Source organism: Neptuniibacter sp. CAU 1671, assembly GCF_029222905.1.
Taxonomy (GTDB): Bacteria; Pseudomonadota; Gammaproteobacteria; order Pseudomonadales; family Balneatricaceae; genus Neptuniibacter.
This window is the reverse complement of the sequence record NZ_JARHUE010000001.1, coordinates 715,598-728,348: the sequence shown is the minus strand read 5'-3', so window position 1 is coordinate 728,348 and position 12,751 is coordinate 715,598. Positions and strand designations below refer to the sequence as shown.

General features: G+C 52.1%; 7 protein-coding genes. 6 read left to right on the top strand and 1 reads right to left on the bottom strand.

Annotated features, from left to right (window positions below):
- The first annotated feature begins 87 nt into the window (after positions 1–87).
- The 6 genes from P2G53_RS03420 (at position 88) to P2G53_RS03395 (ending at position 12,316) form a co-directional block, all read left to right on the top strand.
- Positions 88–2,406: an EAL domain-containing protein gene (locus P2G53_RS03420; RefSeq protein ID WP_275813769.1), complete on the top strand. Its 2,319-nt coding sequence runs from the start codon at positions 88–90 to the stop codon at positions 2,404–2,406.
- Positions 2,407–2,504: 98 nt separating this feature from the next.
- On the top strand, positions 2,505–6,143 hold the full coding sequence (locus tag P2G53_RS03415) for an ATP-binding protein (protein WP_275813766.1): 3,639 nt from the start codon (positions 2,505–2,507) through the stop codon (positions 6,141–6,143).
- A gap of 101 nt (positions 6,144–6,244) precedes the next feature.
- The gene (locus tag P2G53_RS03410; RefSeq protein ID WP_275813763.1) at positions 6,245–8,458 is read left to right on the top strand and encodes an EAL domain-containing protein; all 2,214 of its coding nucleotides are present in this window, start codon (positions 6,245–6,247) and stop codon (positions 8,456–8,458) included.
- 125 nt (positions 8,459–8,583) lie between these two features.
- Positions 8,584–9,675, top strand: a complete 1,092-nt coding sequence (gene apbC, locus P2G53_RS03405; protein WP_275813760.1) for an iron-sulfur cluster carrier protein ApbC — start codon at positions 8,584–8,586, stop codon at positions 9,673–9,675.
- A 249-nt stretch (positions 9,676–9,924) separates the two neighbouring features.
- Positions 9,925–10,866 (top strand): DUF481 domain-containing protein, encoded by a 942-nt coding sequence (locus P2G53_RS03400; protein ID WP_275813757.1) that lies wholly within the window; start codon positions 9,925–9,927, stop codon positions 10,864–10,866.
- Positions 10,867–10,879: 13 nt separating this feature from the next.
- On the top strand, positions 10,880–12,316 hold the full coding sequence (locus P2G53_RS03395; RefSeq protein ID WP_275813754.1) for an exonuclease domain-containing protein: 1,437 nt from the start codon (positions 10,880–10,882) through the stop codon (positions 12,314–12,316).
- Between the two features lie 27 nt (positions 12,317–12,343).
- On the opposite strand, the gene P2G53_RS03390 is transcribed toward P2G53_RS03395, so the two are convergent.
- Entirely contained in the window at positions 12,344–12,706 is a 363-nt protein-coding gene (locus P2G53_RS03390; protein WP_275813751.1) for a DUF805 domain-containing protein, read from the bottom strand.
- Positions 12,707–12,751: the final 45 nt, after the last annotated feature.

The window sequence follows — 12,751 nt, the reverse complement described above, 5'->3', positions numbered from 1 at the left end:
TTGAAAATTGCATACTGGTTAAGGTTTAAACTATGCCCACGGGTCTAAACTCAGATATACCCGGTCTCACGTTCTCAGAGTTATTTAATGGATAACAAGAATAAAGCGCTACACCAGCCCCGCGCTGTTTTTTTCACTGCAGAGTTAAACGTGGCGGCCAAGGTGGCGTTTTTTTATTTTGTGTTTGCGGTCTCCTGGATTGTGGCGTCAGATTCGGCGCTGGAATATATCGTCAGAGATGTGAGCCTGCTCTCCTATATTCAGACCATCAAAGGGCTGCTGTTTGTCCTGATCTCCGCCGTGCTGATTTTTGCGCTGGTTAACCGTTACGCCAAAATATTGCGGGAAAAAGAATCACACCTGCGCACGTTGGTGGATACCCTGCCGGATCTGGTCTGGCTCAAGGATAAAGAGGGTGTCTACCTCAGCTGTAACCGCAAGTTTGAGCGGTTTTTTGGTGCTCAGGAGCATCAAATTGTCGGTCGCACGGATTATGACTTTGTCGATTCTGAGCTGAGTGATTTTTTTCGCGCCAACGATCTGGCAGCCATGGCAGCCGGCGGGCCCTGTGCCAATGAAGAGGAACTGACCTACGTCGATGATGGCCACACTGAGCTGGTTGAAACCATTAAAACTCCGATGGTCGACAGTAAAGGTAAGCTGATAGGCGTGTTAGGTGTGGGCCGGGATATTACCCTCAGGCGTCAGAATGAGCAGGAGGTCAGACTGCTCAAAGAGGCACTGGAACAGAGTCCGGTGGCGGTGATTCTAATGGACAGCAACTGTCGGGTGACCTATGTGAACTCTGCATACACTCGCCAGTCAGGCTACGATCCGGAGCTGATTCTGGGGGACACCCCGGCGTTTATGTTTGACGACAATGGCGATATTGCAGAACCCATTCAGGACGCGGTCTCAGCGGGTCAATCCTGGTCAGGTGAGATTAGTAGTCAGAGCCGGGAAGGAGCAGTGGTCTGGGAGTATCTGATTGTCTCACCGGTCCAGGATGATGACGGCACCCTGACACATTACCTGGCGGTGATGGAAGATATCACGTTGCGCAAACGGCAGGAGGACCGACTCTGGTTTCAGGCGCATTATGATGAGCTGACTGGATTGCCCAACCGGATGCTGGTGCTGGATCGTCTGCAGCAGATGATTAAAGAGGGAGAACGTACTCAGGAGCAGATTGCCGTACTGTTTCTGGATATGGATGACTTTAAAAAGATCAACGACTCCATGGGGCATGATGTAGGTGATAAGGCCCTGCGTGAAGCGGCTAGCCGACTCCGAGCGGCGGTGCGGGCTGGCGATACCGTGGGTCGTCTGGGTGGTGATGAATTTATTGTGCTGGCTAACCGCATGAACAGCGCAGATGGAGTACCGGTTATTGCGTCACATATCCTGCAGGGTTTTCAGGAACCTTTTAATCTGGATGGGCGCGCTATTAGCCTTACCGCCAGTGTTGGGGTAGCACTCTATCCGGATGACGGACAGACACCCAGCGAACTGCTTAAAAACGCAGACTCAGCCATGTATGTTGCCAAGGAAAAGGGACGAGACCGATTTGCGTTCTTTGAATCGCGTATGAATCTTGAGGTGGCGCGGCGGTTGCAGATTGAGGAACTGTTGGGCGGGGCCATCGAACGTGGCGAAATTTATGTCGTTTTCCAGCCTCAGATCAACCTGAAAACGACTCAGGTACAGGGCGTTGAAGCGTTACTGCGCTGGGATTCACCGTTGCTTGGTCCGGTGCGACCTGATGAATTTATCAGTGTGGCAGAGCAGACCGGTCAGATAGTGGCGCTGGGTCGTTTTGTTATTAAGGAAAGCTTGAGCAGTTTGCAGGACTGGCTGACCGCTGCCGCAGACTTCCGCCTGGCGATCAACCTGTCACCACGTCAGTTCCGCGATGAGCACCTGGTGGAGTTTATTCAGGATGCATTGCAGTTATGCCATATTGATCCCCGGCGACTGGAGCTGGAAATCACCGAAGGGGTATTGATGACCGCGGATAAACTGACCCTGAGTGTGCTGAATACCCTGCACCAGAAAGGCATCAGTCTGGCGCTGGATGATTTTGGCGTAGGTTACTCCTCTCTGAGTTACCTGCGTAACTACCCCTTTGATCTGCTGAAAATTGACCGCAGTTTTATTCAGGATATGACGGAAGACAGCGGTGACTGTGCGCTGGTCAATGCGACCGTGGTCATGGCCCGAGCCCTGGGCATTAAAGTACTGGCAGAAGGGGTAGAAACCGAGTTACAGGAACAGTTGCTGCAACGGCTGGGTTGTGACCTTGTACAGGGGTTTTTCTACAGTCGTCCGGTGCCAGCATCCGAATTGAAAACCTACCTCAATGCCCCGCCATGCAGAAATGAGTTTAGTGGCCGATTGAATTCCTGAATAGACATAAAATCGCCATATTTCAGGTAGTTGTTAGTTCTGGAAAAGCTCTATGGTAATGTCTAGACTGATTCGACAGGTATGCCAAAGGGCCATGTATGTACAGGCAACAAAAGTTAAATGTTGGCGTGATCACCCTGGCGGTGGTAGCGATGTTGGTCTCAGCGGTGTTGTGGGGGATCTTTGCATACCAAAACTATACTGAGTTTGACCGGCAGTGGCGGATTAATGATATCCGTATGCAGCATACTTACGAAGCTTATGCTGATTATATTGAGCTGATCGGCTACGGCGCCCTTATCCACGATTTTAAAAATCTCGTCTTGCGTCAGGACCGTCGCTACTTCGAACGTATTGAAGCCTATGTCCCAGAAATCAAAGCAGCTGAGGCTCGGCTGCGGAATCTGATTGAGGGTGATGCAGAGAAGGCGGCGCTCGATACCTTTGCCTACACCATTAATCAGTACATCGAGAATTACCGGCTGATGCAGCGACTGGTAGACCAGGGCATGACCACTGCTGAACTGGATGCCCGGGTCAAAATTGACGACCGGCCGGCAATTGCTGCGCGTAGTGCCCTGCTGCAGATGTTTAATGACCGGCATGACCGGGTCCGTGCGGCCTCAGAGAAACAGCTGAACAACATCAAGCGGCAGCTGGTCTTCGGTGCTCTGATATTATTCCCGATCATCCTGGTCAGTCTGTTTTTTGTTAAAAACCTGTTGCGCGTTGCCCGCAGCAATGAGCGTCTTGAAATCGCCCGCAAAGAGACTGATACCCTGTTGCAAACCACGCCGGATTCCGTGTTGGCGGTGGATACCAGCGGTACCATTATAAAAGCCAATAAAACCGCCATTGACTATTTTGGTTATGGCGATGCGCTGCTGGGCATGCGGATTGAAAGCCTGATACCTGAACGTTTCAGAGCGGATCATGTAGGTCAGCGGAATATGTTTTTCAAAGATCCGGGGCGCCGTTCTATGGCACCTGATCGCCGTGTGATCGCACTGCTGGCGGATGGCTCAGAACGGGATGTATCGGTGGAGCTTGGATATGCCGACATTGATACCGGTGCGTTCAGCGTGATCAGTATCCGTGATGTGACCGAACAGAAAAAAATGCTGCTGGCTTTGCAGCAATCAGAGAAGCGTATGACGCTGGCAACCCAGTCCATGAGCTTTGGGGTCTGGGACTGGGATGTGGTGTCGGGTGAGCTGATCTGGGATGACGCCATGTTGTCCATCTATGGTATGACCCGGAATGAATTTCGCGGTGAATATACGGACTGGAGCGATCACCTGCATCCTGAAGATCGCCAGCGGGCTGAGCAACAGTTGCAAAAAGCTGTTGATGAAGAGCGGGACTGGACATCGGAATTCAGAATTGTCAGACCCAACGGTCAGGTTCGTTATATTGAAGCTGCAGCGGCGATGTTGCGCGATGGAGACGATCATATTATCCGGATGATTGGCCTCAATAACGATATCACCCACCGTAAAAAAGCAGAGCAGGAGCTGCTGCGGGCAAAAGAGGATGCAGAATACGCCGCGCAGGCGAAAAGCCAGTTCCTTGCCAATATGAGCCATGAGATCCGCACGCCGATGAATGCAGTGCTGGGTATGCTGACCCTGATGCAGGACACCCAGTTGGATTCGCGCCAGCAACACTGCCTGCAGTCGGCCCATACGGCTGCACGTTCATTGCTTGATATCCTGAACGATATACTGGATTTTTCCAAACTCGAAGCGGGCAAAATGACCCTGCATGCTGTGCCGTTTGAACTGGATGAGGTGCTGCATGGCACGGTAGACCTGTTCAACGTGGTGGCAGCGGTTAAGAGCATCGATCTGCTGATGGATGTAAAACCTAATGTTTACTGTCAGTTAACGGGTGATTCGATGCGTCTGGGTCAGGTGTTGAATAACCTGGTCAGTAATGCGATCAAGTTCACCTCACGGGGAAGCGTGAAGGTTAAAGTGGCAACCGTTAACGCCAATAGCAAGTTATGCCGGTTGCGTTTCACGGTGCAGGACAGCGGCATCGGTTTATTGCCGGAACAGATTGAAAAAATTACCCAGCCCTTTACTCAGGCCGATATGTCCACGACCCGTCAGTATGGGGGTACCGGTTTGGGGCTGAGCATTGTTAACGGCATCCTGCATCTGATGGATTCGCAGCTTGAAATCCGCAGTGAGCTGGATGTGGGTTCTGAGTTTTCCTTTGAAATTGATCTGCCACTGCAGCCCGGTGCCAAACAGTATTCAGATCGGGCGATCCAATATCATACCGTGCTGCTCTCCAGTAGTGATCAGCACACCCGGGAGATGATCGGCGAATATTTCACTGCCTGGCGTAAACATCTGCGTATCTTCGATCAGTTCGAAGTTGCTCAACAGGCCGCCAGTGCCGGAGAACTGAAGGATTGTGAACTGCTGATCGCGGATTTGAGCCAGGCGGGCATTGTGGCCGAACTTCAACAGGTCTGTGAATTCTGGGAGAACAGCACCAGTCCGGCGTTTATGTCCAACATTCTGTTGCTGGTGGATGATCCTACCTACGTAATTCCAACGGCGATCCTGGAAAAGTTCAAACCGATTGCGTTGTGTAAACCCTTAACCCCATCCCGCCTGTTTGATGCGATCAGTAACAAACGCTCTGGCAGTCTTCTAGCTACCGGTGTCAGCGATCTGGATCGGGCGGTCTCCATCTCCAGGCCGATAAAAGGCAGCCGCATTCTGGTGGCCGAAGATGTCCTGACCAACCAGTTGATTGCGGTGGATTTCCTGGAAAAACTGGGGATGAAAGCGGTGGTGGTCGAAAACGGCGCAGAGGCGGTTGAGAGGGTGAAACAGGAAACCTTCGATGCGGTGCTGATGGACTTCCATATGCCGGTGATGAACGGACTGGCGGCCAGTCTTTCGATTCGTCAGCTTGAGCAAGGCTACCAATTACCGATTATTGCAATGACCGCTGCTGCCTTTGAACAGGATGTACAAAAAGCGTTGGATGCGGGCATGAATGCCCATATTGCCAAACCAGTGAACATTCTGGAGCTGGCCGAGAAACTGGTAGAACAGATACCGGCTAAAACCGACGCAGCAACGAGCTTAACGGCTGCAGTTGCGCCGGGATCAGGGCTGCAGCTTTCGGCAGATCAGTTACCGCGTGGGATGGAACTGGAAGATCTGCCGGAACATTTTTTATTACGCCCACAACTATTTTATGACTGTCTGCAGGCCTTTGTTGCTGAGTTTTCCGGATGGGAAACCGAGGTACAGGCAGCGCTTGAAGCCCGCGACTGGGCTAAGGTTTCAGAGCTTGCTCATAAACTCAAAGGTGCGGCATCTAATGCGGCAGCCTTCGAACTGGCTGCCGTGGCCAAGTCATTGCAACAGCAGGCGGATTCGGGCTCTGAACCCGCACCTGAAACCACATGTCGCTTGTTGCGGCGTTTTATAGAGGATATTGCTGCAGTTTCCACGCCTGAACAGGTCAGGGAGGAATCCGGTGAACTGCTGGATGATATGGCTTTGCAGCAGGCACTTGAGGAGATCCATGAAGGTCTGCTGAAACAGCGTTATATCCCGCTTGAACGGGTTAAATCCGTGTTGCAGCAATTGCCGCAACCGGCCGACCCTGTCCAGTTGACGCGTTTTTACCTCGCCCTGGAACAGTTCGATTTTGTAAAAGCCAGAGAATATTTCGAAGCCTTGGTTGCTCAAGAAGACAGCGTGTAACACGTTGATATTAAATTGGGATCAGTGGCGATTTGAAGCACTGATCTATACTGCACGATGCTGTATGCCCAGTAACCGACTGCTATAGCCGGGAGAATCTTTTGACTGACCTGATTTCGAATATGCCAGCACGTGAAGCGGGTGCGCCACAGGCGACCGTTTTGTTGGTGGATGATGAGCCTGTCAACCTGCGTCTGCTGGTTGAAGCGCTGAAAGAGGATTACGACATTCGCATTGCCACCAGTGGTGAGAATGCGCTGAAGCTGCTGGATGAGATCCGCCCGGATCTGATTCTGCTGGATGTGATGATGCCGGGTATGGATGGCTTTGAACTCTGCCGTCGTATCAAGCAGCGTCCGGAGATGGCGCTGGTACCGGTGATCTTTATCACGGCAATGACCGATCCGGTGTCTGAAGAGTCCGGTTTTAATCTGGGCGCCATCGATTACATCTATAAACCAATCCAGATTCCAGTCACCAAAGCCCGTTTGAGGGTGCACCTTGAAAACTCGCACCTGATCACCCGGCTTGAACACCTTAGTCGCTATCTACGCGAGAAAATCCGTGAGCTGGAAAGTGTGCGTGAGGTGGTGACGGAGCAGAACAAGGCGCTGGAAGAGGCCCTGTCGGAAAAGAATCTGTTGTCACATGTCTTTTTGGAAGCGTCTGAAGGGATTGTGATCACCGATACCGAATACAAGATCTGTGCAGTCAATAAAGCGTTTACCCGCATCACGGGTTACAGCGAGGCAGAAACCTTAGGCCATAGCCCGGATTTGCTGCATTCAGGTTTCAGTGGCATCAGTTTTATGCAGGAAGTGGAGAGTGCGCTGTCCCATGAAGGGCACTGGCATGGTGAACTCTACAGTCGGCGCAAAAACGGTGAAAGTTATCCCGAAATGCGCACGGTATCGAGCATCAAAAATGAGGATGGCGAAGTCACCCATTACCTGATGGTGTTCAGTGATATCAGCTCCATCAAGGCACAGGAAAATCAGATTCACTTTCTGACCTGGTATGACCCCCTGACCGGTCTGCCTAACCAGAAACTGCTGCAGAACCGGCTGGAAACCCTGCTGACTAACCCTCATTCTCAGGGGCTGTTCAGTGCGGTGGTTGTGATCAGCATCGACAACTACAAACGGCTCAGCCAGTTCCATGGTTTGCTGAAGCTGGATCAGTTTATCAAAGAGTTTGCCAACCGGGTTGAATCCATCACCACGGATGCGGAAACCCTGTCGCGGATGTCAGGCGCCAGTGATGAGTTTGTGGTGTTACTGGGTTCCTATGCAGAGCGTAAAGCCGCCATACGTGCGGCTGAACAGTTCTGCAAAGCGCTGCAGCGGATGATGGAGGGTTCACTCGAGCCACAGGACAGTGGCGGGGTCACCTTCAGCTGTATCTCCGGAATTAACGTGTTCCAGCTGCACCATGCCCTCGCTGCCCCCGCGATTATTCAGCAGGCGGTGATTGCCCAGCAAAGCGCCAGTCAGCGTGAGCACGAAGGGTATATCTATTACGATGACAATATGGGCACCGTCAGTCAGTACAATTTTGACCTTGAACGGGAGCTGGCGGTTGCCATTGATCAGGACCAGATGCAGGTCTATTTCCAGAGTCAGGTGGATCATGCTGGCAATGTGGTCGGTGTTGAAAGCCTGGTACGCTGGCTGCACCCGGAACGCGGGCTGGTGCCGCCGGATCATTTTATTCCTCTGGCGGAAAGCTCATTCCTGATTGTTGATCTGGATCGCTGGATGCTTAAACGCGTGCTGTTGCTGCTGGATGGGATTCTGGCACAGGGCAAAACCCTACAGGTCTCGGTCAACATCAGTACGTTGCATTTCAACCAGTCCCACTTTGTCGAAGATATAAAGGCTCTGCTGACCGATCATCCCGATGCGGCCAAGTGTCTGACCTTCGAGCTGACGGAAAGCTCGATGATCAGCGATGTAGACCGGGGGATTGCAAAAATGGAAGCACTCAAAGAGAGTGGCGTCAGCTTTTCGATAGATGATTTTGGCACCGGTTACTCTTCGCTTTCCTATCTGAAAAAATTGCCTATCTCCGAGGTTAAACTGGATAAAGCCTTTGTGCTGGATGCGCCGGATGATATTAACGATGCACAACTGGTTGAGCTGGTTTATAACATCGCCTCATTGCTGAATCTGCGTGTGGTCGCTGAAGGTGTTGAAACTGAACGCCATGCGGATTTACTGAGCCGGTACAGTGGACTTGTGCAACAAGGGTTCCTTTACAGCAGGCCAGAGCAGGCCGAACGTTGGTTGGAGGCCTGGCTGGCAAACGATAATTAGCCCGGTCTGACCTGCTGCAGTACAGGTTCAGGCCCGGGACACTTCATTCCCCAACGCAGGTTGCGTAAGATGTTCTCTGGGACAGATAACTGTCCCGGAAATTATGTTTTTAAGGTGATTACCCCGTGTCTACTCTTCAGCATCAGATTGATTCTCTTCTTGCCAGCTTTCCTGAACCTATGCTCCAGCAGCCTCTTGCCAGTGCCGGTGTGGTCAGACTTGCTCAGGAATCGGGTGGTAATATCCGGGTTGAGATCGCCTTGCCTTATCCCTGCCGTTCTGTGGTGGATCAGCTTAAGACCGAATTGGAAACAGCGCTTTTGGGCCTTGAAGGTGCAGACAGTGCTGAAGTTTTGATTGAACAGGAGATCAGCGCCGGACACGGACAGCATCAGTTACCGGCGATGCAGGGGGTCAAAAACATTATTGCCGTGGCCTCAGGCAAGGGTGGGGTAGGCAAATCCACCACCGCTGTGAACCTGGCACTGGCGATGGCCGCAGAGGGCGCCCGGGTGGGTATTCTGGACGCCGATATCTATGGTCCGAGTCAGGGCAAAATGCTGGGTGTACCGGCTGGTACCAAACCCGACACGCACGACGAAAAACATTTTCTGCCGGTTGAAGCACTGGGTTTGCAGTCCATGTCGATGGCTTACCTGATTGATGAAAATACACCCATGGTCTGGCGTGGGCCGATGGTCAGTGGTGCGTTACAGCAGTTGCTGACACAGACCTTCTGGCAGGATCTGGATTACCTTTTTATCGACATGCCACCGGGTACCGGTGATGTCCAGCTGACCTTGTCGCAGAAAGTGCCGGTATCGGGCGCCGTGATTGTTACCACGCCGCAGGACATCGCCCTGCTGGATGCCAAAAAAGGGATCGAAATGTTCCGTAAAGTGGATATTCCGGTGCTGGGTGTGGTGGAAAACATGAGTGTGCATGTCTGCAGCAACTGTGGCCACGCCGAAACCATTTTTGGCAGCGGCGGTGGAGATCGGATTGCCACTGAGTATGAAACACAGCTGCTGGGGCAGCTTCCGCTGGCCCTGACTATCCGGGAACAGGCCGATTCCGGTCTGCCCACGGTAGCAGCGGATGCAGACAGTACCTATGCCAGAATCTACCGTGAGGTTGCGCTCAAGCTGGCAGTCACACTGGCCGGACTGAATCAGTCTGCGGATGAGATGCCCCTGATACTGGTTGAAGAGGACTGATCACTTAATTCAGCCCGGTTTTTAACTTAAAAACTGGGCTGAAGACCCACTGATGTTTCAAGATCTTTAAGCGCATCTCAGCCAAAGTCTTTAGTTCTCTGATCGGATCTGTCCTGTAAACCGTATCCCAGATGGGGTAGGGTAGTTGTGTTGCCTGACTGACAGGCATATCTGTTCTTTCTCATCAGCCCTTATGGCTGCGTTACAAAGCTTCTATACGTTTTTACCATTCAGTTTTTTATTGGACCTATGAATTACACTCAAATCGTTAACGTTGTTATCGCCTCCACTGTTTTGTCTTCTGCCTGCTGGGCTGACACCATCACCCTGAAAAATGGCGACAGTCTGAATGGTGAGTTAATCAGCGAATCAGAAACCCATATCGAGTTTAAGCATCCTACGCTGGGTGTCATGACCATTCCCCGTGACCAACTTGTGCCCGTGACTGCTGTTGCGCAGGCTGATCCGGTTGTTGAGGCGCAGAGTGCGGCCCAAAAATCGGCTGATAATGGCCTGTTGGGGAGTGGTTTTCTGGCAGGCTGGAAACGCAGTCTCGCCGTGGGTCTGAACGGTGCAACCGGCAACTCTGAAAATCATAACCTACACGTGGGGCTTAATCTCGGCCGGGCCAGTGAAGATAAGCGTAAGCAGTTCAGCCTGAACTACGATCTTAAACAGGAAGATGGTGAGCAGACTGAGAATGATCTGGTGATGGAGCTGGATAATGACTACCTGCTACCGGGTTCTCAGTGGTTCTGGTTCCACCGGGAGCGGATCGACTGGGATAAATTTGAGGCCTGGGATTACCGACTGGGGGGGCACATTGGTGCCGGTTATGACTTTATCAATACGGACCAGCTAACCACCAGTGGCCGTCTGGGTATTGGTGGTACCCAAACCTGGGGTGGCGAAGAGGAGGGCTTCAGTCCTGAACTGCTGATCGGCGCTGAAGCAGGCTGGCGGATCAGTGAGTTCCAGTCAGTGTCAGTGAGCAATACGCTGTACCCCAGCCTTGAAGAAACCGGGGAGTATCGCAATATCACCCGTTTCGACTGGGCCTGGAAGCTGTCTGACCTGTATAAAGGCGTGGCGCTGAAACTGGGTATGATCAACGAGTATGAGTCAGAGGTGGCGCAGGATGCGAAACATAACGACTTTAAATACAACCTGTCCCTTGATGTGGGACTTTAACTGAGCATCGTTCATGCAGAAGATGTCAATCAATCTGCCGGAGGTCTGGCCTGACAGGCTGGCGCTGGTGGATTGTGAGACCACCGGCGGCAAAGCCCAGTCTGAGGCGATCACAGAACTGGCGATCATTCTGCTGGATCATGGGCAAGTCAGTTACCGCTGGCAGAGTCTGTTTAATCCGGGCAAAGCGATCCCGCCTAGCATTGTCCGTCTGACCGGTATTTCTGATGAGATGGTGGCCGAGGCACCGGATTTTGAGTCTGTCGCCAGCTTTGTGCATGCCCTGCTCAAAGACCGGGTCCTGGTTGCGCACAATGCCCGTTTCGATTACAGCTTTTTACGCCAGTCTTTTAATCGGGCTGGCATCAGTTATCAGGCGAAAACCCTCTGTACGGTTAAGCTCGATCAATACCTGCTACCCCAGTTACGCAGTCATTCACTGGAAGCGATCATCCGTCGGTTGCAGATTCCGGTAAACAACCGCCATCGTGCTGAGGATGACTGTGAAGCATTACTGTGGTTATTGAACAGTTATACCGATCAGTTTGATGCTGCCGAGTTGCAGGCGGCCTGTGACCTATTGCTGAAACAGTGCAGCTGGCCCAGTCAGTTACCCCTGAGGCTCAAAACCTCGTTACCGACACAGCCGGGCATATATCGCTTCTATGGAGAAGGCGACCAGCTGCTTTATGTGGGCAAGTCGGTGAATATACGGCAACGGGTGATGAGTCATTTTCAGGCGGATCATCAACAACCCAAGGCGATGAAAATCAGCCAGCGTATACGACACGTCGATTATCAGGTCACAGCGGGGGATTTCAGTGCCCAATTACTGGAAGCGCAGACGATCAAAACCGAGTCGCCATTGTTAAATCGTCAGTTACGCCGTAATCGTACCTGCTACGTGTTGCGGCAAATCCGCACGGAAAATGCCTATACGCAACTGAGCATTGTGGCTCTGACAGAGTTGGCGTCAGCGGATTTTGACAGTGGCTATGGTCTCTTTCGTAGTCGACGTCAGGCCCGGGCAAAACTGGAGCAGCTGGTCGGCGAACATCGGCTCTGCCCCCAGCTGAATGGGTTGGAGCCTGTGACGGGCAGAGCCTGCTTTGCCTATCAGTTGAAACGCTGCTCCGGAGCCTGTTGTGAGCAGGATGCGATATACGATTACAACACACGTATTGAACAGGCTTTGTCGAGCTATCGGCTCAAAGTCTGGCCCTGGTCAGGCCCGATTCTGGTAGAGGAGGGGCGGGGTGAGCAGCGTTGTTATCATCGCATTGACCAGTGGCGCTATCAGGGCTGTGCCACTGATCAAGATGCGTTGGAACAATTGATGGAAGCGCCGCAAGCTGCGGATTTTGATATCGATATCTACCATATTCTGGTGCGTTTTTTACTTAGCGAACAGCGGCTCAAACTGAATCAGCTGACGTTGCACCGTCTGTGAAGAGATCGTCTGATGAAAGGAACGGAGTCAGGTTATTAAACCGCCCAATGTTTTGGGATTCTGACCAAACTCGTTGGCTCCCGGATCGCTGTCGATCAGCATGAAAATCAGTAACACAATAGCGCCCAGCAGTGGAATCAGACAGATCAGAATCCACCAGCCGCTGCGACCGGTATCATGTAACCGTCGAACCGCAACTGCCAAGCTGGGAATCAGTATTGCCAAACTGTAGAGCCCTCCCAGTAAACCACCACCGCCCAGAATACCCTCTATCACGCCCAGTGCCAGCGCAATCAGCATATTGATCAGGATGAACATCCAGTATTCCTTGCGCCGGGCGCGCCCTGAAAATACGGCATATTTTCTTAATACCTCAAGATACCATTCCATGTTTCTCTCCTGTTTCCGTCAGATGTATGTATGAGTCAGCGAGGA